The sequence below is a fragment of the Serratia sp. BNK-17 genome, assembly GCF_048684935.1.
GTDB classification, from domain to species: Bacteria; Pseudomonadota; Gammaproteobacteria; order Enterobacterales; family Enterobacteriaceae; genus Serratia; species Serratia nematodiphila.
Genome location: NZ_JBLQTR010000001.1, coordinates 4,059,983 through 4,078,502 on the forward strand (window position 1 = coordinate 4,059,983; position 18,520 = coordinate 4,078,502).

The 18,520-nt window shown below is 60.6% G+C and carries 18 protein-coding genes; 6 read left to right on the plus strand and 12 right to left on the minus strand.

Annotated features, from left to right (window positions below):
• Positions 1-7 precede the first annotated feature (7 nt).
• Positions 8-949: a carbohydrate ABC transporter permease gene (locus ACMGF7_RS19340; protein ID WP_049240895.1), complete on the minus strand. Its 942-nt coding sequence runs from the start codon at positions 947-949 to the stop codon at positions 8-10.
• Positions 950-1,027: 78 nt separating this feature from the next.
• Positions 1,028-2,281, minus strand: coding sequence for an ABC transporter substrate-binding protein (locus ACMGF7_RS19345; protein ID WP_049188973.1), 1,254 nt, complete (start codon positions 2,279-2,281; stop codon positions 1,028-1,030).
• A gap of 464 nt (positions 2,282-2,745) precedes the next feature.
• Here ACMGF7_RS19345 and ACMGF7_RS19350 point away from each other — a divergent pair, with 464 nt between their 5' ends.
• The 4 genes from ACMGF7_RS19350 (at position 2,746) to ACMGF7_RS19365 (ending at position 7,980) form a co-directional block, all read left to right on the plus strand.
• Complete coding sequence (locus tag ACMGF7_RS19350) at positions 2,746-4,416, plus strand: DUF4091 domain-containing protein (protein WP_049240897.1); 1,671 nt, start codon at positions 2,746-2,748, stop codon at positions 4,414-4,416.
• Between the two features lie 155 nt (positions 4,417-4,571).
• The gene (gene olsF / locus ACMGF7_RS19355; protein ID WP_015377973.1) at positions 4,572-6,293 is read left to right on the plus strand and encodes an ornithine lipid synthase OlsF; all 1,722 of its coding nucleotides are present in this window, start codon (positions 4,572-4,574) and stop codon (positions 6,291-6,293) included.
• A gap of 101 nt (positions 6,294-6,394) precedes the next feature.
• Entirely contained in the window at positions 6,395-7,177 is a 783-nt protein-coding gene (locus ACMGF7_RS19360; RefSeq protein ID WP_154870320.1) for an N-formylglutamate amidohydrolase, read from the plus strand.
• 89 nt (positions 7,178-7,266) lie between these two features.
• Positions 7,267-7,980, plus strand: a complete 714-nt coding sequence (locus tag ACMGF7_RS19365) for a flagellar brake protein (protein ID WP_049240900.1) — start codon at positions 7,267-7,269, stop codon at positions 7,978-7,980.
• A 44-nt stretch (positions 7,981-8,024) separates the two neighbouring features.
• Here the strand turns inward: ACMGF7_RS19365 and ACMGF7_RS19370 are convergent, their stop codons facing one another.
• The 3 genes from ACMGF7_RS19370 to ACMGF7_RS19380 are packed head-to-tail and all read right to left on the minus strand — an operon-like array spanning position 8,025 to position 9,838.
• A complete protein-coding gene (locus tag ACMGF7_RS19370; protein WP_197799601.1) occupies positions 8,025-8,867 on the minus strand; it encodes a PfkB family carbohydrate kinase in 843 nt (280 codons plus the stop codon).
• A gap of 3 nt (positions 8,868-8,870) precedes the next feature.
• Entirely contained in the window at positions 8,871-9,587 is a 717-nt protein-coding gene (locus tag ACMGF7_RS19375; RefSeq protein ID WP_118892000.1) for a glutamine amidotransferase, read from the minus strand.
• Positions 9,584-9,838, minus strand: coding sequence for a hypothetical protein (locus tag ACMGF7_RS19380; RefSeq protein WP_049240903.1), 255 nt, complete (start codon positions 9,836-9,838; stop codon positions 9,584-9,586). Before ACMGF7_RS19380 ends, ACMGF7_RS19375 begins: the two co-directional genes overlap by 4 nt.
• Positions 9,839-9,904: 66 nt before the next feature.
• Between ACMGF7_RS19380 and ACMGF7_RS19385 the strand changes: the two genes are divergently transcribed.
• Positions 9,905-11,209, plus strand: coding sequence for an aminotransferase class I/II-fold pyridoxal phosphate-dependent enzyme (locus ACMGF7_RS19385; RefSeq protein ID WP_049240905.1), 1,305 nt, complete (start codon positions 9,905-9,907; stop codon positions 11,207-11,209).
• Here the strand turns inward: ACMGF7_RS19385 and ACMGF7_RS19390 are convergent.
• From ACMGF7_RS19390 to ACMGF7_RS19410, 5 genes are all read right to left on the minus strand, one after another.
• The gene (locus ACMGF7_RS19390) at positions 11,206-12,192 is read right to left on the minus strand and encodes an MsnO8 family LLM class oxidoreductase (protein ID WP_049240906.1); all 987 of its coding nucleotides are present in this window, start codon (positions 12,190-12,192) and stop codon (positions 11,206-11,208) included. The genes ACMGF7_RS19385 and ACMGF7_RS19390 overlap by 4 nt on opposite strands.
• A gap of 138 nt (positions 12,193-12,330) precedes the next feature.
• On the minus strand, positions 12,331-13,167 hold the full coding sequence (pbpG, locus tag ACMGF7_RS19395) for a D-alanyl-D-alanine endopeptidase (RefSeq protein WP_004938210.1): 837 nt from the start codon (positions 13,165-13,167) through the stop codon (positions 12,331-12,333).
• A gap of 93 nt (positions 13,168-13,260) precedes the next feature.
• The gene (nudI, locus tag ACMGF7_RS19400; RefSeq protein WP_197763525.1) at positions 13,261-13,686 is read right to left on the minus strand and encodes a nucleoside triphosphatase NudI; all 426 of its coding nucleotides are present in this window, start codon (positions 13,684-13,686) and stop codon (positions 13,261-13,263) included.
• Between the two features lie 120 nt (positions 13,687-13,806).
• A complete protein-coding gene (ppk2, locus tag ACMGF7_RS19405) occupies positions 13,807-14,721 on the minus strand; it encodes a polyphosphate kinase 2 (protein WP_048323661.1) in 915 nt (304 codons plus the stop codon).
• Positions 14,722-14,747: 26 nt separating this feature from the next.
• A complete protein-coding gene (locus tag ACMGF7_RS19410) occupies positions 14,748-16,358 on the minus strand; it encodes an inorganic phosphate transporter (RefSeq protein WP_049240910.1) in 1,611 nt (536 codons plus the stop codon).
• Between the two features lie 186 nt (positions 16,359-16,544).
• Between ACMGF7_RS19410 and ACMGF7_RS19415 the strand changes: the two genes are divergently transcribed.
• Entirely contained in the window at positions 16,545-17,573 is a 1,029-nt protein-coding gene (locus tag ACMGF7_RS19415) for a transporter (protein WP_049240912.1), read from the plus strand.
• Here the strand turns inward: ACMGF7_RS19415 and ACMGF7_RS19420 are convergent, their stop codons facing one another.
• Positions 17,574-18,107: an SRPBCC family protein gene (locus tag ACMGF7_RS19420; RefSeq protein WP_015377962.1), complete on the minus strand. Its 534-nt coding sequence runs from the start codon at positions 18,105-18,107 to the stop codon at positions 17,574-17,576.
• A 3-nt stretch (positions 18,108-18,110) separates the two neighbouring features.
• Entirely contained in the window at positions 18,111-18,458 is a 348-nt protein-coding gene (locus ACMGF7_RS19425) for an ArsR/SmtB family transcription factor (RefSeq protein WP_197842840.1), read from the minus strand.
• Positions 18,459-18,520: the final 62 nt, after the last annotated feature.

Sequence of the window (18,520 nt, forward strand, 5' to 3'; positions counted from 1 at the left end):
CAGCTCCTCAGCTGACTTTCAGGCGCTTGCCGATCGCCATTTGAATCAGGGTGATCACCAGCGTGACGGCGAACAGCACCACGGTGATGGCGGAGGCGTAACCTTTTTCCTGCAGATAAAACGCGTACTTGTAGAACAGGTTAGTGACGGTCATCACGTCGTTTTCCACCAGTGCGCGGTCGAACATCAGGAACACCACGTCAAAGATTTGCAGGATCTCGATAAAGCTCATCACCGACACGAAGAACAGCGTCGGCACCATCATCGGCAGCGTGATGCAGAAGAAGCGCCGCAGGGTGCCGATGCCGTCGATGTCCGCCGCTTCGTACAGCTGGCGCGGAATGCTCTGCAGCCCGGCCAGCAAAATGATGATCTTCAGCGCCAGCGACGACCAGATGATGATGATGGACACGCTGATGCGCACCACGTCCGGATCGGACAGCCAGGCGACCGGCGTAATGTGCAGCAGGCCCAACGCCTGATTGATCAGGCCGAAATCCTTGTTGAACAGCCATTGCCACACCATGGCCACCGCCGCGGGCATGGTGACCGCCGGCAGGAACAGCAGGGTGCGCAGCAGGCCTTTGCCGCGGATGTTCTGGTTGAGGCCAATCGCCAGCAGCAGCGACAGGCTCAGGCTGATCGGCACGCAGACCACCACGTAAAACAGGGTGTTGGCGGCGGCAGTGTAGAAATCGTCGTCTTCAAACAGGTTGAGATAGTTATCGACGCTGATGCTGCTCCAGCGCATGAATTGGTTCAGATCGGTAAAGCTGTAGAAAATGTTCTGCAAAAAGGGGATCAGGTAAAACACCGTCACCCCCAACAGCAGCGGCAGGATCATCACCCAGCCCCAGAAGCGTTCGGCGCGTTCGAGCCGATTGAGCGCGGGGCGGGCGGTGCGCCGGGATGGTTTCAGGGTGACCGTAGCCGTTTCTGCCAGCGACATGTTGCCATTCCTCACCTATGACGTTCAGCGTGGGTCCACCGCGGCGCGCGCTCGGGGCAGCGCGCCGCGGCGGGGCGATTACTGCTCCATGACGCGCGCGATCTTCTTGACCGATTTGTCCATTTCCTGTTTGGCGTCCGCGCCCATAAAGATCTTCTTCAGGCTGGCGATCCACATGTTTTGCCACTTCGGCGTATTGGTGCCGGCGGTGGGGTAAGCCTGGGTCACTTCCAGGGTCTGGATGTAAGGCGAGACGTCGACTTTCTGAATCTGCTGCGCCCAGACTTTGGCCGCCGTCTTGTTGGCCGGGATCACCACCTTGGCCAGCTCCGCCTGTGAGGCCTCGCTGCTCATGAAGGCGATGTATTTCCAGGCGGCCTGCTTGTGGGCGCTTTTCGCCGACATGGCGAAGGCCAAACTGTGGGCCACGCCGGACTGGCGTTCAATTTTCGGCATCATCACCACGCCGATGTGGTCGTTGATCAGCGGGTTATTGGCGAACGGCGCCGCCAGCCAGGAACCGGCATAGACCATCGCGGCGCGGTTGGACTGGAAGATGTTCTCGGTTTTGACTTCGCTCATCTGCTGGGCGCTTGGCATCAGGCCGTCTTTCATCATGCCCTGCAGCTGCTGATAGACCCAGAGGGATTTGTCGTTGGCGATGTCGGTGGGCTGGCCATCTTTCGGCACGATGTGATTGCCGTTTTGGAACAGCAGGTTCATGTAACTGTCCTGACCGTCGATGCTGAGATCCATCACCAGCGGGAAGGCGGCGCCTTTCAGCCCGTTTTTCAGCGCGGCGGCCTTGCTCTTCAGATCGTCCCAGCTCCAGTCGCTGGTGGGATAGCTGACGCCGGCCTGATCGAACAGTTTTTTGTTGTACCACACGGCGATGGAATCGACGTCGCGCGGGATGGCCATCTGTTGGCCGTCGTACTGATAGGCTTTCACCGAGCTGGCGACCACGTCGTCCAGTTTAAGGCCGCTGTCCTTAATATAGGGCGCCAACGGCTCCATAATGCCGTTTTTGGCGTACTGCACAAAATAAGGCATATTGATCCAGAATATATCTGGCGCTACGCCGCCGGCGGCGGCGGAATCTAATTTAACGAAATATTGCGCCGAGGGGGTTAATTCTATTTCTATTTTTATATCCGGATTAGCCTGTTCAAAGCGCTTGGCAATCTCCTGTTCGGCGGGTAATTGGTTTCTGTCCCAAACGGCATAGCGTAAAGTTATTTTATCTGCGGCATGGAGCAGTGTGGGTAATAATAATGCGCTGGCAAGAATAGAATGCGCCAGCAGGCGGCCGGTATTTTTTATCGGTGACATTGCTTTCCCCTCGGTGAGCGACGAATAGCGTTTTTCGCAACGTAAATTCTTTCTATCCCTTAACTTTCAATGTGTCAATACACCCCCAAACGCCCAAAAATGGGGCGACAATGTTTCATTGTTGTTAAAATCGAAAGGCTTTTACGGCCAAGTGAAAGGGGTTTTTGTTTACATCTCATTAACCTTTTGACGGGTTTTTCCCCGGTGGCGCGGCATTTAGCGGCCTTCGCAGGTATAGGAATAACTGATAACCCTTGCACCATAATGGGGATTAAAAATATTTTTATTGTGCAAGCTTCAGCTTCTTTCATTTTTGTGATGCAAATAAACAAAAAAATCTTGCTGGGGCTGTCCGAGGAGGGCGCTTGAACGTTTTTTATTGCCGGCTATTGTTTGTGGCGATAAAAGACGCTAGCCTGAATCTCACAACATTTATTCATCCAAAATAAAGAGGGCGAAATATCATGCGCCTGTCTCTGGTATTTACGCATTGCCTGGAAAAAGTATTTCATCGCCAAAATATGCCGCCCATTGCCGTGGAAAATCGGCTGAGCGGGCTGAATAACGAGGTGCTTTCCTGGCAGGCGGTGTACTGTTTGCAAACCCCGGGCAACGAGACTCGCCATGAGCTGTGTTATCAACTCGACGGGCCGCTGGCGGAGTATATCAGCGTGCGCCAGGTGCAATCGGTGCCGAGCGGTTTTCCCTGTTATCGCGAGACCGATGAGAATTACCTGACCACCGAGCCGGGCTTATTTCCCGATCCGCTGATACCGCTGCCGCAACGGCGTTTTTTTGCCGCCTGCCGCTATTATGGCAGCCTGTGGTTGACCCTGACGCCGCCGGCCGACGCGCAACTGGCCGGCGACTTTCCGTTGACCCTGCGGCTGCTGGATGCCCAGAGCGGCGAGGCGCTGGCCGAGGCCACACTGACGCTGCATCTGGTGCCCGCGGCGTTGCCGCCGCAAACGCTGTTGCACACCGAATGGCTGCACACCGACTGCCTGGCGGATTACTACCGTTTGGCGGTGTTCAGCCCGGCGTACTGGCGCGCGGTGCGCAACTTTGTGCGCTGCGCGGTGCAGGCCGGCGTCAATATGCTGCTGACACCGCTGTTCACGCCGCCGCTGGATACCGCCGTTGGCGGCGAACGCACCACGGTACAGTTGGTGAGGGTGACACATTCGGCGCACGGGTATGGCTTCGATTTCAGCCGTCTGGCGCAGTGGGTGGCGTTGGCGCAGGAAGAGGGCATCGAGCACTTCGAAATCGCGCCGCTGTTTACCCAATGGGGCGCGGCGCATGCGCCGAAGATCGTGGTGGAGGCGCAGGGCGAGACGCGAACGCAGTTCGGCTGGCACACCGATGCGCAGGGCGAAGCGTATCGGCGTTTCCTACAGGCGCTGCTGCCGGCGTTGACCGCCTGGTTCCGCGAACGGGGGCTGGAACGGCAGGTATGGTTCCATGTTTCCGATGAGCCGACGTTGGACAACCTGGCGGCCTACCGGCGCGCCAGCGTCGCGCTGCGCCCGCTGCTGGATGGCTTCCGCACCTTCGATGCGCTGTCGGATTTCGCGTTTTATCAGCAAGGCCTGGTGGAAACCCCGGTCGTTGCGACCGACCACCTCGAACCTTTTATCGAACACCAGGTCCCCGGCCTGTGGGCCTATTACTGCTGCGTGCAGAAGACTGAGGTCGCCAATCGCTTCTTCGCTCAGCCTTCGTCGCGCAACCGCATATTGGGCGTGCAGCTGTATCTGTACCGCATCGCCGGCTTTCTGCACTGGGGATTCAACTTCTATAACAGCGCCCATTCGCGTGAACGCATCAATCCGTACGCGGTGACCGACAGCGGCCATGCGTTTCCCTCCGGCGATCCGTTCGTGGCCTATCCCGGTGAGGATCTGCAGCCGGTGGAGTCGCTGCGCCTGCGGGTGCTGCACCAGGGGCTGCAAGACATGCGCGCGCTGCAGCTGCTGGAGAGTTTGACCGATCGGGCGACGGTGGAAGCGCTTATAGAAAGTGAGCTGGGCATGCGCATCACCTTCAAGCGTTATCCGCACCAGGCCGGGCCGCTGCTGCGCCTGCGCGACGCGGTAAACCGCCGCATCGAAGCGTTGCTGGCGCCGATGTGAAGGCAAGTGGGGGCGAAAATGCGTCTTTCGCTCCCAATTCGCCATTACTTTGCTATACCTGATAGTCGATGGATTCACTTTATTGTCATGTAACTGACATGTCAGAGTCACGGCTCTGGCTTAAGTTTGCAGCGACTACGTCAGGAGATAACGCGATGTTCAGCCTGGATTCTCTGTTGCAAGATGCATTTCCACACCGCAATACCCCCGCCTGGCAGCGCAGCCTGCTAAGAACCCTTCTCTTCGAAAAAGAATTCAAACAGTTCGCCGCCGATTATCCCCATCTGAAAGGGCTCGATCTGATCGAGCAGGTGGTGGACTACTTTAACCTCAGCTGCGAACTGGTGGACGGCGATCTGGAAAACATCCCGAGCCAGGGGCCGGTGGTGCTCGTGGCCAATCACCCGATCGGCTCGCTCGACGGCTTGGTATTGCTGCGCGCCGTTGCCGCGGTGCGCCCGGACGTGAAAGTGGTGGCCAACCAGCTGCTGACCTACATTGAACCGCTGCGCAGCCTGTTCGTGCCGGTGGATAACGTCGCTTATAAAACCAGCCGCAAACAGATTGAAGGCATGCAGCAGCAGCTGGACAACCAGGGTGCGCTGATCCTGTTCCCGGCTGGCGAAGTGTCGCGCATGAGCCCGAAAGGCATCCGCGACGGCCACTGGCATACCGGTTTTCTGCGCCTGGCCGCCAAAGCGCGCGCGCCGATCGTGCCGATCCACATCAGCGCACGCAACAGCAACCTGTTCTACTTTACCTCTCTGGTCTACCGGCCGCTGTCGACCTTGCTGCTGGTGCGCGAAATGTTCCAGCAGCGGGGCGGGCGCATCAAGATCCGCGTCGGCGGCCGCGTGCCGTTCGCCAACTGGCACGACGGCCACACCAGCGCCAAGGATCTGGCGGAGCGTTTTCGCCGCCACGTCTATCGTCTGGGCCAGGGCAAGCCGGGGCTGTTCGCCAGCGAATCGCCGATCGCGCTGCCGGAAGATCGTCTGGAGCTGAAAAAGGCGCTGGCGAACTGCGAACGGTTGGGGGTAACGCCGGACGGTAAAACCATCTATCTCTATCGTCGCCATGACGAAGCGCGGACGCCAATCCTGCGCGAGCTGGGGCGCCTGCGTGAGATCGCCTTCCGCGCGGTGGGGGAAGGATCCGGCCGCCGCCGCGATCTGGACAGCTACGACGACGATTACTACCACCTGGTGCTGTGGGACGAGGAGGAGCTGGAGATCGTCGGCGCCTATCGCTTCATCCCTACCGCCGAACAAATTGCGCGCAAAGGGCTGGAAAGCATCTACAGCAACAGCCTGTTCCATTATGACCGCGATATGGAACCGATCCTGGCGCAGGGCATCGAGCTGGGGCGCAGCTTCATTCAGCCGGCCTATTGGGGCAAGCGCGGGCTGGACTATTTGTGGCTGGGCATCGGCGCCTATCTGTCGAAATACCCGCAGTACCGCTATCTGTTCGGCCCGGTGTCGATCTCCGGCGGCATGCCGCTGGCAGCACGTGATTTGCTGATCGCCTTCTATCGGCTCTATTTCTCGCCGGACCACGCCTTCGCGCAGTCGCGGCGGCCTTATCCGGCGTCGCTGCCGCAGGTGCTGGCGCAGTTTGCCGGGGACAACTATCAGGAAGATCTGGTGCGGCTGAAGAGCCTGCTCAGCAACATCGGCTGCTCGATCCCAACGCTGTACAAGCAGTACACCGAGCTGTGCGAACCGGGCGGGGTGCAGTTTATCGATTTCGGCACCGATCCGGCGTTCAACAACTGTATCGATGGACTGGTGTTGGTGGATACTACGCGGCTCAAGCCATCGCGGTATCAGCGTTACATCGCGGTGCACCAGCCGCAGCCGGCCGAGACGGCATGACTACAGTCTGACTCATGCCTTTTTGATCTAAGCACGACCTTGGGGCCGGCGACGGGATAGCGCTACGATAAATGTTTTGCTTTCCACCGCCGGAGCCCGCCATGCCCCATTCGTTTATCCCGCCGTTATTGTCCGCCGATGAACCCTCTGCCGCCGCCGTTGAAATCCCGCGCGGCAAAGCGCCCTTTTTGCTGCTGTGCGATCACGCCGGTAAGGCGATACCGCAATCCCTTGGCGACCTTGGTTTGCCGCCGGGGGAGATCGAACGCCACATCGGCTGGGACATCGGCGCGTTGAACGTGTCGCGCCATCTGAGCCGTCAGCTGGACGCCACCCTGATCCACCAGCGTTATTCACGGCTGGTGATCGACTGCAACCGGGCGCCAGGCATCGCCAGCTCGATCCCGCATTTGTCCGAACTGACGCCGATACCCGGCAATATCGGTATTGACGCCGAGCACGCGCTGGCGCGCGAGCGTGAGGTGTTTTTGCCGTATCACCACGCCATCGACGATCATTTGGGGCAACGTCAGCTGCGCGAACTGCCGACGGCGGTGATCGCCATGCACAGTTTCACACCGGTGTTCAAAGGGGAATCGCGCCCCTGGCAGGTGGGGTTGCTGTTTAATCGCTACCCGGAATTTGCCCATCTGTTGGCCGAACTGCTGCGCGAAGAGGGGGATTTGCAGGTGGGGATCAACGAACCCTATGCGATGACCGACGCCACCGACTACACGTTGCCGGTTCATGCGGAACGGCGCGGGTTGCCTTATGTCGGCATCGAAATCCGCCAGGACCTGATCGCCGACGAACGCGGGCAACAGGCGTGGGCGAAACGTTTCGCACGCCTGTTGCCACAGGCCTGGCAGCGCTGGCAAATTTGACTTTAGGAATATTCCCAGAGATGATAACCGTAAGGAATAGGTAATACGTAATACGTAATACGTCATTAGAAAAAAGTCAGGAGAGACGTGTGGAGCACAGCGATAACGGACTGTTTGTCAAACGGGAACGTTTTGAAGTTCTGGCGATTTTGCGTGAAATTTGCAAACAGCGCACGCCGCTGCGCGTAGAGAATCAGCAGCAACGGTTTCAAAGTCTGTTATTGAGCGTCGGGCCGGATAACATCGTGTTTAGCGGTGAAGAAGCGGAAAGCGCCATCGAGGGCGCTTGTACCATCGTGATTGAAAGCCACGACGCCAAGATCGAGTTTTCCGTAGAACAGGCGGAGATGACTGAGCATCAGGGCGTGCAGGCCTGCTCGACCCGGCTGCCGCAGGAGTTGGTCTACATCCAGCGTCGTCGGCAGTTCCGCATCACCACGCCGCACTGGCGCCAATTCTTCTGTACCGGCGAATACCCGGACGGCACGCCTTATGAACTGCGGATCCACGATCTGTCCGCCGGCGGCGTTGGTTTGCGCTTCGACGGCCCGCTGCCGGATTTCTTCCAGCCGGGTCTACTGTTCAAGAAAGCGGAGTTGGAGCTGGGCAGCTACGGCAGCTTCAAGGTCAACATGGAGCTGGTGGTGGTCAACGACGATCAGGAAACCGACGATAACGACCAGGTGGTGCACTTCTCGCGCCTGTCGTGCCGTTTCCTCAAGCTGGGGCTGGCGATGGAGCGAAAAATTCAGAGCGCGGTGTTCGCCTTCGAGTTGGATTTCAACAAAAAGAAAAAACGCTGATATTTATCAGGGGCGGGCATGCTGCCCCTGACTCTCCACAGGTCTTACGGTTTTAACGCCCGCAGGCTGCCGATTTCTTCCCAACCGAAATGCGCCGCTTCGGCCAGTACGTCGCACACTTCGCCGCCGGCGGCAACCACGGCCGCATCGAGCGCGGCGCCGCGCAGCAGATGGCTCACCAGCAGTGCGGTGAACAGATCGCCGGTGCCTTTGACCGCCGATTTGATCTTCGGATGGGTAAAGCACTGCGCTTCCTGCCGGGTGACCAACATTAAACCCACTTCGTCTTCGTGCTGTGCCACGCCCGGCGCGCTGGTGACCAGCACCCATTCGGTGGTGTCGTTTAACAGCGCCTGCGCGGCGCGTTGCGTCTGCTCCCGGCTGCTCAGAGAGCGGCCGCACAGCTGCTCCAGTTCGAAACCGTTCGGCGTCAGGCCGTTGGCCAGCCGCAGGAACGGCGAACGATAGCAATTGACGATGCGCTCATCCACGTAGATCCCTTCGCCGTAATCGCCCATCACCGGATCGATATAGATCCTTATCTGCGGATTGAGGGCGCGCACCCGCTGCAGCCAGTTGGCCAGAATATGGCACTGCATCACGTCGCCCAGGTAACCGACGATCACCGCCCGGGTGCGTTTCATCACGCCGCGGGCGATCAGATCGTCGAGAAAGCCGCCGAACCACTCGCCGGAGATGACGCCGCCATGCGGCTTGCCGTAATAGGGCGGGCAGCCGAACAGCACGCTGGGCACCTGCAGCGCTTCCAGCCCCTTTTTCAGCAGGGCCCGGTAGGCGATACCGTTGCCGACGCTGCCGTAAACCACCTGAGATTGAATGCTGATCACGTCGATGGACGGTGATCGCAAGGGTGAAGCCTGTTGCATGAGTTACATCCTTGGTTCGTTATTATCCAGCCAGCGGGCGAACACCTGCCGCGCGCGCTGTTCCAGCCGTGCGCCGTGGTGCGCCGCCTGTTCGCGCAGGCTCTTGGGTGCGATGCCGGCCAGTTCCAGCTCGCAGGCATGACCAATCAACCAGCGTTCGATATCGCGGTGATCCGCCTCCAGATGGAACTGCAGACCGAGCGCGAACCCCTGATAGTCGAAAGCCTGATGCGGGCAAATCGCCGTGCCGGCCAGGCAGCGGGCGCCGTCCGGGATCATGAACATATCGCCGTGCCAATGCAGCACCGGCGTATCGGCCAGCGGCGCCAGCACCGAGTCGTCTTGGGCCGCGAGCGTGGTCAGCGGGGCGAAGCCGATCTCTTTGACGCCGAGCGAAATCACGTCGGCGCCCAGCGCCTGGGCGATCACCTGCGCGCCGAGACACACCCCGAGGGTCGGCCGCCGCTGCGCCAGGCGCTGTTTGACCAGCGCCAATTCATGGTCGAGAAAATCATAGCGCTGCTCACCGGAAAAGTGCCGGGCGGCGCTGATCGGCCCGCCGAGCACCACCAACAGATCGGTCTCTTCATTATTGATAGCACGAATATCATCGCGACCGGCATCGTAATAGTCGATCTGATAGCCACGCAGCGAGAGCAGGGAACCGAGAATACCCAGGTTTTCAAAATTGACGTGTCGAATGGCGACGGCTTTTTTCATTGTTTAACCTCGTGAGCGTGGGGGAACGGCGTCAGCGCCAGCGACTCGCCCAGCACCGTGATGCCCTGCGCGCCGCTCTGATAGACGATGCGGCGTTCGCTGACCTGGCTGAGCTGCACCTGATAACCCTGCGCGGCCGGGAACAGCGCGCACGCCTGCTCCAACTGATCGGCTGCCCAGGGGGTGAACATCTCCAGGCGGGCAAAGGCTTTTCCTGCATACTGAATGTCGAGCACGTAATGTTTATCCATGGAACCCCTTACTTTTGGCCGCGGAAGCTGCTAATCTTGTTTGAACTAGTACAAAAGGATTTATGTATGACTTTATTGTATGCAAAAGGCGGCGGCGCTGTCCAGATTGCCGAGCAGATCGCCGCACGCATCAAAGACGGCGCGCTGCGGCCGGGCGAGCTGTTGCCGCCGGTACGCCAACTGGCTGCGGAGCTGGAGGTCAATCCGAATACCGTCGCCAGCGCTTATGCCCGATTGCGCGATGCCGGCTTGGTGGCGACGCGCGGGCGGGCGGGAACGGTGGTGCTGGAGCCGCCGCTGGCGGCGGTGAGTGCGGCCTATACGCCGCGTCAGGTGCCGGCGGGAATGTGCGATCTGGCCAGCGGCAATCTGGATGCCGCATTGTTGCCGGCGTTGGCGCTTGGCGCGGCGGAGGTGTTCCCGCAGCAAAATGGTTATGACATCAGTGGCGATCTGCCGGTATTGACCGGTCTGGGACGCGAGTGGCTCAGCCGCCAGGGCGTCACGCTGGGGGAACCGGCGGTGTTCTCCGGCGCGCTGGACGCGATGGAAAAGGCGCTGCGCTGCCATGTGCAGCCGGGTGCGGCGGTGTGGGTGGAAGATCCCTGCTGGCCGCCGCTATTGACGCTGTTGCGCCATCTGCGTCTACGGCCGCTGCCGCTGTCGGTAGATGAACAGGGCTGTCGGCTGCCGGAAAGCGGGGCCGCCGGCGCGGTGATCCTGACGCCGCGCGCTCACAATCCGACCGGCGCTTCGCTCTCTGCGCAGCGCGCGCAACAGTGGCGGCGTTTTCTGCGCGACAACCCGCAGTGTCTGGCGATCGTCGACGACTTCTGGGGGCCGCTGTCGCAGCAGCCGCTGCATCTGCCGTTCGACGGCGATCGCGGCCTGTACGTGTTGTCGCTGAGCAAGTTTCTCAGCCCGGATCTGCGCATCGCGCTGGCCTGCGGCAACCCGACGTTGCTGCAGGCGATGCGCGCCGATCAGTACATCAGCGAACGCTGGGTCAGCCATATCTTGCAACAGATCGCCGCCAGGCTGTGGAGACAGGCCTTGCAGGAAGGGCAACTGCCGCGGGCGCAACAGGCATATCAGGCCAGAAGGGATGAACTGGTGCAGCGGCTCAATGCATTGAATCACACGGCGCTGGCGGTCGGTGAAGGGTTGCATCTGTGGTTGCCGGTGAGGTCGGAAAGCGCCGCCGCGCAGCTGATGGCGCAGCGGGGGTGGTTGGTGCAGGGCGGTGAACCTTTCCGCCTGAAGGGCGGCCCGGCGCTGCGCGTTAGCCTGGCCAACGTGGTGCCGGCACAGCTGGCGCCGCTGGCGCAGGATCTGTCCGAAGCCATGCGGGCCGAGGCGGCGATCAACTAAGCCGGCGTCAGGTTTTCCTCCGCCAGCCGCTGTAGCGAGGTTAACCGGGCGGTCGGTTCGGCGATCGGCGTGTCGATGATGAACTCGTCCACGCCGTACTGCAGCTGCAGCTGCGCCAGTTGCTGATGCACCTGCTGCGCGGTGCCGAGCAGAACATGACTTTCTCGCGGCTCGATGCGGTAGTCGGTGGCGCCGGCCTGTTGCACGAAACTCTCGGCCTGCGCCAGGCTGCCGACGGTCACGCTCTGCTCACCGGCGACGTGCACGCGGTATTGCTGAATCTCCGCCGCCAGCGTCGCGGCCTGCTCCGGGCTCTGCGCCACGATCGCCGCCACCGCCAGCAGCCCCTTGCGGCCGCCGCTGTGTGCGGTGTAGTGCTCCAGCGCTTCTCTAATCTCTTGCGGATTGCCGTTCAGATGCGCGGCGAACACGAAGGCCCAGCCGGATTCAGCCGCCAGCGTCGCGCTCTCTTTACTGGCGCCGAGCAAAAAGCGCTGGGCGGCGTGCGGCGGCAACGGCGTGGCGCTCAGGCCCGGTTCGGCGTCGTCGTTCAGGTAAGCGGTCAGCTGCGACAGCTGCTGCGGGAAGGCAGGTTTGTTTTGCCGGTCATGGGCGGCCTGCAGCGCCTGGGTGGCGAGCGGCAGCCCGCCGGGCGCTTTGCCCACCCCGAGATCGACGCGCCCTGGCGCCAGCGCCGCCAGCAGGTTGAAGTTTTCGGCTACCTTGTAGGCGCTGTAGTGCTGCAGCATCACGCCGCCGGAGCCGATGCGAATGCGCGACGTTTGGCCGAGCAGATAACCGATCAGCACCTCCGGCGACGGGCAGGCGAGCTGCGGCGTATTGTGGTGCTCCGCTAACCAGAAACGCCGATATCCCCAGCGTTCCGCCTGTTGCGCCAGATGCAGCGTGCGCGCCAGCGCCTGCGCGGCGCTTTCCCCTTCGGCGATCGGACTCTTTTCCAATATGCTCAAGGCATAAGCCATTTTCCCGCTCCTTTCCTCATCAGATATGCCTGACAAATACCATGCGGGCGGCGCACGCCTTAATACTGATTGGCGATAGGATATTCCATTGATCCAAAACGGATTTGGATATGCGCAGAACGGTAAAGCGACGCGATGTTACCCCTCGAGCCAGGCCTTCAGACGAATGGCGTCACGGTAGTGGCCGTAGCGCGGCTGTGCGCCGAGCAGGATCATCACCACCGGCTGCCCTTTGATGGTGGTGCGCATCACCAGGCAGTGGCCGGCCTCGTCGGTAAAGCCGGTTTTCTGCAGCTGGATCTTCCAGGCGGGGTTGTTGATCAGGCCGTTGGAGCTGCGGTAAACCAACTGGCCGCGGCCGGGGCGCACGATCTGCTGCTTGTCGGTGCTGAAGCGGCGAATCGACTGATAGCGATAGGCGTGATTGACCATCTTCAGCAGATCGTTGGCGGTCGCCACATTGCGCGGCGTCAACCCGGTCGGATCGTAGAAGCGGGCGCGCTTCATGCCGATGGCGCGCGCTTTCTGATTCATTTTCGCCACGAAGGCCTTGCGCCCGCCGGGATAACTGCGGCTCAGCGCGGCGGCGGCGCGGTTCTCCGAAGACATCAGGGCGATGTGCAGCATGTCGCGGCGGCTGAGCACCGAGCCGATGGTCAGGCGCGAATGGGTTTTCTTCAGCAGATCGCGATCGGCGGCGGTGACTTTGAGCTTGCTGCCCATCGGGCGTTTGCTGTCCAGGGCGACCATGGCGGTCATCAGTTTGGTGAGCGAGGCGATCGGCAGCACGCGGTTCGGCTGCTTCTGATAAAGGGTCTTTCCGGTGCGTTGATTGACGACCAGCACCGATTTGGCATTCAGCACCAGCGGCGGTGCAGCGGCATGCACGGGCGCCAAAACGAACAGCAGGCTGAACAGCAGGGCGGCGCCGAAGCGCCGGACAGGCAGACGGAGAAAAGCGTGAGATAAAAGCATAACGGCGGCAATAGTGACCCTAAGTGATTAAAAAATATCAAAAGAGTCTGCCCGGCAAATGTGAAGGAAATAGGGCGATAATCGCTCAAACTGTTACAACAATCCCTTTTGCCGCAGGGTGAAGCGGGTGGCCTCGTTCAAATCGTAGTCCGCGAGGCGCTCGCGCGGCACCCAGGCGTAGTCATCGAACTCGTCGTTGATCGTCACGTCGCGGTTGGCGGCATGGCAGTCGAAAATCAGGTAAATCATGTAGATTTGCTCCTGGCTGCCGTCGGCGTAAGTTTTGACGCGCACGTCATCGCGGAAAGTCCAGGGCGTGATGTTGTCGAGGATCAGCGCGGCGCCCAACTCTTCGCGCACTTCGCGCCGCAGCGCCTGTTCTATTTGTTCACTCGGCTCGACGCCGCCGCCGGACAGCGCCCACTGGCCGGGAAACACGCCCTTGTGCGCCGCCATTTTGCACAGCAGGAAGGCGTTATCGTTTTCAATCAGCGGGCAAACAATGATGCGTTGGCGCATGGAAGACTCCTGTCAAAATGGAAAGCAACCACTTTAACATGGAGTCTGGCCCCTTAGCGTGAGAGAAATCAAAGCGTTGTATTTGCGCAGAGCTGCGGCAACCGCCTCTCTGCGCTACGGTCAGTAGATTTCCGGCACCACCATGTTGTCTGGCACCGGGTTACGGTGGTACTCCGGGCTGCGTTTGCGCTGCGGCAGCGTGATGACGTTACCTTCGGCTTCCTCATAAGGCACCTGCTGCAGCAGGTGAGTGATGCAGTTCAAGCGGGCCTTTTTCTTGTCGACGCCCTGAACCACCCACCAGGGCGCCTCGGCAATGTTAGTGCGCGCTAACATGATTTCTTTGGCCTCGGTGTAGTCCTCCCAGCGGCGGCGGCTTTCCAGATCCATCGGGCTGAGCTTCCACTGCTTGAGCGGATCGTGAATGCGGCTGAGGAAACGCAGCTCCTGCTCCTCATCGGTGATCGAAAACCAGTATTTGACGATTTGGATGCCGCTGCGCGTCAGCATTTTTTCGAATTCCGGCACGCTGCGGAAAAACTCCTCGTACTCTTCGTCGTTGCAAAAGCCCATCACGCGCTCCACGCCGGCGCGGTTATACCAGCTGCGGTCGAACAGCACCATTTCGCCGGCGGCGGGCAGATGCGCGATATAGCGCTGAAAATACCACTGGGTGCGTTCGCGGTCGTTCGGCGCCGGCAGCGCCGCCACGCGGCAGGTGCGCGGGTTGAGGCGCTGGGTAATGCGTTTGATCACGCCGCCCTTGCCGGCGGCGTCGCGGCCTTCGAAGAGGATCACCAGCCGATGGCCGGTACGCATCACCCAGTCCTGCAGCTTTACCAGTTCACCCTGCAGGCGCAGCAGTTCGCGGAAGTATTGCTTGCGCCAGGCTTTCTTCGCGTCGCTGTCGACTTCTGCCGCGTCGAAGCGCAGGTCGTCCAGCTCCATTTCCAGCTCTTCGTCGTAGCTGTCGTAAAATTCTTGCAGCAGGCGCTGGTTGAATCCGTCTTCGCGGTTGAATTCATGCATGGTCATCAGATTTTCTCCGTATCAGCCCGGTGTTAGAAATGGTTGAAGATCCAGTACAGCACCGCCGACAGCAGCACTGAGGCCGGCAGCGTCAGCACCCAGGCCATCAGCAGATTGCGCAGGGTGGCCATCTGCAGGCCGGAGCGGTTGGCTGCCATGGTGCCGGCGATGCCGGATGAAAGTACGTGAGTGGTCGAAACCGGCAAGCCGAAGGCGTCGGCCGCGCCGATGGTAGTCATCGCCACCAGTTCGGCGCTGGCGCCCTGGGCGTAGGTCAGGTGCGATTTGCCGATCTTTTCGCCCACCGTCACCACGATACGGCGCCAGCCGACCATGGTGCCGAGCCCCAGTGCAATCGCCACCACCACTTTCACCCAGAAGGGAATGAAACGGGTGGCGTTGTCGAGTTCGCCCTTCAGCGCGTCGAGGTTGCGCTGCGTGTCGGGATTGATCTGCAACTGATGCTCTGCCTTCAGGTGCTTGATGGTCTCGGACGCCAGGTACATGTCGTTGCGGGTGTTCGACACCGCCTGCGCCGGGATCTTGTCGACCGAGCCGTACTGGCGAATTTGATCGCCGATCGCGCCGGTCAGTTGCGCCAGCGCCGGCACCACCTCCGGCGTCAGATCGCTGGTGCGCACATAGCCGGTCAGCACCTCGCGCGGCGGCGTTTGGCCGCCGGCCGGGAACTGGCGCAGCAGCTCGTTTTTGGTCACCTCCGCCAGCGCCGCCACCCGGGGGATCTGCTCCGGCGGCATCGAACGGTTCAGGGCGTAGGCGATCGGCATGGTGCCCACCAGGATCAGCATGATAAGGCCCATGCCTTTCTGGCCGTCGTTGGAGCCGTGGGCAAAGGAAACGCCGGTGCAGGTGAGGATCAGCAATCCGCGGATCCACAGCGGCGGCGGGCTATTGTCTTTAGGCGCGCTGTACAGCTGGCGGTTCTTGACAAACAGCTTCAGCGCCAGCAGCAGCAGGCCGGCGAACACGAAGCCGATCACCGGCGACAGCAGCAGCGCATAGCCCACCTTGATCGCCTGGCCCCAGTCCACGCCGCTGGTGCCGGTGCGGCCGTGGATCAGGGCATTGGCCACGCCAACGCCGATAATCGAGCCGATCAGCGTATGCGACGACGAGGCGGGCAGCCCGAGCCACCAGGTGCCGAGGTTCCAGATGATGGCGGAGAACAGCAGGGCGTACACCATGGCGAAGCCGTTGCCGGTGCCGGCCTGCAGGATCAGCTCGACCGGCAGCAGCGAAATGATGCCGAAGGCCACCACGCCGCTGGAGAGCAACACGCCGAGAAAGTTGAAGAAACCGGACCACACCACGGCGACCATCGGCGACAGCGAGTGGGTGTAAATCACCGTCGCGACCGCATTGGCGGTGTCGTGGAAGCCGTTGACGAATTCAAAGCCCAGCGCGATCAGCAGCGCCAGCCCCAATAATAAAAACGGAATGTAACTGGTATAGACGGCGCCGGCGTCGCTGACGTCGTTAAATAAGTTCACCCCGGCGAACGCGATCCCCAGAATTAATAAAAACACAAAAAAAAGAACAGTGAGTCGACTGTTCTTTTGATGCAGTTTGGGCAGGCTGGCGGCGGCCGGCACACCCGTTTGAACGGCGCTGTTATCGCTCATAATGACCTTCCTGAGAGGATTGAATGCGGTAGCTGTCGCCTGAAAAGTATTCTGAATGAATGTGGCTTTTTTATGACGAAAATATTAATCATCGGGAACGGCGAAAATCATTAACGCCGATAAATAAAGATTGTTATAACAGCGGGGACGGTCTTGGGTTAACGGCAACAGGCAGGATAAGGCGTTATGGTGCAACGGTTAGCGGAAAAGATGCACAAGCTTGATTTCGATGATGAAGTGACCGGGCTGATCTACGGCCATGTGTTTCGTTCCGGTGAGCCGCCGGTGCGCCTGAACTCGCAGCAGATCTGTCAGGCCTACCAGGCTTTGCCGTCCGGCGACGGCTTTGTCTGGCTGCACCTCAATCTCAACCACGCGGCGGCGGAGAAGTGGCTGAAAAACCATTTCGCCATTTCCGATTTTTTCTTCCACGAAATTCGGCATGGTTCCCACACCACGCGCATCGAGCGCCAGGGCGACGATCTGTTCGCGGTGCTCAACGACGTGATTTTCCACCCTGAGGACAGCAACCCGGAAACGGCGACGCTGTGGCTCTATTGCTGCCGTGGGCTGGTGGTCACCGTGCGTCACAAACCGGTGCGATTGATTGAACGGCTGCTTGGCCGCCTGACGGCGCTGGAGCTGGCGTCGTCTACCGAGCTGCTGGCGCACCTGCTGGAAGAGCAGGAGGACGTGCTGGAGCAGGTGGTGCGGCAGGCTAACCAGTATGTCGATACCATCGAGGATCGCCTGCTGACCCGCCGCGTCAAACGCAACCGCGCCGAGCTGGGGCGCATGCGCCGCATGTTATTGCGCTTTCAGCGCCTGTTGGCGCCGGAACCGGCCGCGCTGTTTCGCCTGTTGAACCGGCCGCCGGCCTGGCTGAGCCGCGAGGTGGTGCAGGATCTGCGGCAGTTTACCGAAGAGTTCACCGTGGTGTTGAACGATCTCGCCAGCCTGACCGAACGCATCCGGCTGCTGCAGGAAGAACTGGGCGCCAAGCTGATGGAGCAGAATAACCGCACGCTCTACACCTTGACGGTGATCACCGTACTGGCGTTGCCGATCAACATCGTCGCCGGTTTCTTCGGCATGAACGTCGGAGGGATACCGCTGGCCAGCAATCACCACGGTTTTATCCTGCTGGTGTTGCTGGTCGGCAGTTTTACGCTGATCGCCGGTTATCTGGCGTTCAGGCGCAGGGACGAGTCGTAATTACAGGCGGGCGCGGTACTCTTCTTCCAGCCGGGCATGGGTGCTCCAGAACGGCTGCGGCGCCCGATCGTGCAGACGATCCAGCAGGATATCCAGATGGGTGTGCCAGCCGCCGGCGACGCTGAGCATCTCGTCGCGGTTGGCCAGGCGCCGGTGGGTGACCGTCAGCAGCACCGCGTTTCCCTGTTCCGTCAGCTCGAAGGTCACCTCGGAAGGGCGGCCCTGATCTTGTTCGGCCCAGGTAAAGCTCAGCAGGCGCGGCGGGAACAGGCAGGTGATGTGGCCGCGGTTGCTGACGCAGCCGCCGTGCTGTTTGTACTTGGCCGGCGGTGGCTCGTGCTCGCCCGCCAGATCGGAGTTGCGAAACTCCAGCTCCAGCGGCGCGCCGTTTTCCAACTTCATGGCGCCGGCCGCCAGCCAGGTGGCGCGCTTGTCGGATTCGGTCAGGTAAGCCCACACCCGTTCGATGGGGCCGGGCAGCAGCCGCTGGATGCGCAGCGTGCCGGGTTCGATAATCATGCCGTAATCATTCATGGTTCACTCCTTGGGAGGAAGCTGTTCGGGCTGCAGCAGCGCCTGTTCGAGCGCACCCAGCCGTTCAGTCCAGAAATGTTCATAGGTTTGCAGCCAGTGCATGGCCTGCGCCATAGGCTCGGGTTCGAGCCGGCAGATATGGTTTCTTCCTTGCACGGTGCGTTGCACCAGGCCCGCATGTTCCAGTGCTTTCACGTGCTTGGAGGCGCCGGCGAACGACATCTGCAGCGGCGCGGCCAGTTCGCCGATGCTGCGCTCACCGCCGGCCAGCGCGCGTAACATCGAGCGGCGGGTCGGGTCGGCCAGCGCATGAAAAATGGCGTCCAGCTGTGAGGAAGATAATTCAACCATATGGTTGAATATAGAACAGGCGGGCTAATATTCAACCGTTTTGTTGAATATTTTTTGGCCCC

Coding starts and splice junctions, on each gene's coding strand:
- ACMGF7_RS19340 (WP_049240895.1), bottom strand. CDS start 949: ATGTCGCTGGCAGAAACGGCTACGGTCACCCTGAAACCATCCCGGCGC.
- ACMGF7_RS19345 (WP_049188973.1), bottom strand. CDS start 2,281: ATGTCACCGATAAAAAATACCGGCCGCCTGCTGGCGCATTCTATTCTT.
- ACMGF7_RS19350 (WP_049240897.1), top strand. CDS start 2,746: ATGCGCCTGTCTCTGGTATTTACGCATTGCCTGGAAAAAGTATTTCAT.
- olsF (WP_015377973.1), top strand. CDS start 4,572: ATGTTCAGCCTGGATTCTCTGTTGCAAGATGCATTTCCACACCGCAAT.
- ACMGF7_RS19360 (WP_154870320.1), top strand. CDS start 6,395: ATGCCCCATTCGTTTATCCCGCCGTTATTGTCCGCCGATGAACCCTCT.
- ACMGF7_RS19370 (WP_197799601.1), bottom strand. CDS start 8,867: ATGCAACAGGCTTCACCCTTGCGATCACCGTCCATCGACGTGATCAGC.
- ACMGF7_RS19375 (WP_118892000.1), bottom strand. CDS start 9,587: ATGAAAAAAGCCGTCGCCATTCGACACGTCAATTTTGAAAACCTGGGT.
- ACMGF7_RS19380 (WP_049240903.1), bottom strand. CDS start 9,838: ATGGATAAACATTACGTGCTCGACATTCAGTATGCAGGAAAAGCCTTT.
- ACMGF7_RS19385 (WP_049240905.1), top strand. CDS start 9,905: ATGACTTTATTGTATGCAAAAGGCGGCGGCGCTGTCCAGATTGCCGAG.
- ACMGF7_RS19390 (WP_049240906.1), bottom strand. CDS start 12,192: ATGGCTTATGCCTTGAGCATATTGGAAAAGAGTCCGATCGCCGAAGGG.
- pbpG (WP_004938210.1), bottom strand. CDS start 13,167: ATGCTTTTATCTCACGCTTTTCTCCGTCTGCCTGTCCGGCGCTTCGGC.
- nudI (WP_197763525.1), bottom strand. CDS start 13,686: ATGCGCCAACGCATCATTGTTTGCCCGCTGATTGAAAACGATAACGCC.
- ppk2 (WP_048323661.1), bottom strand. CDS start 14,721: ATGACCATGCATGAATTCAACCGCGAAGACGGATTCAACCAGCGCCTG.
- ACMGF7_RS19410 (WP_049240910.1), bottom strand. CDS start 16,358: ATGAGCGATAACAGCGCCGTTCAAACGGGTGTGCCGGCCGCCGCCAGC.
- ACMGF7_RS19415 (WP_049240912.1), top strand. CDS start 16,545: ATGGTGCAACGGTTAGCGGAAAAGATGCACAAGCTTGATTTCGATGAT.
- ACMGF7_RS19420 (WP_015377962.1), bottom strand. CDS start 18,107: ATGAATGATTACGGCATGATTATCGAACCCGGCACGCTGCGCATCCAG.
- ACMGF7_RS19425 (WP_197842840.1), bottom strand. CDS start 18,458: ATGGTTGAATTATCTTCCTCACAGCTGGACGCCATTTTTCATGCGCTG.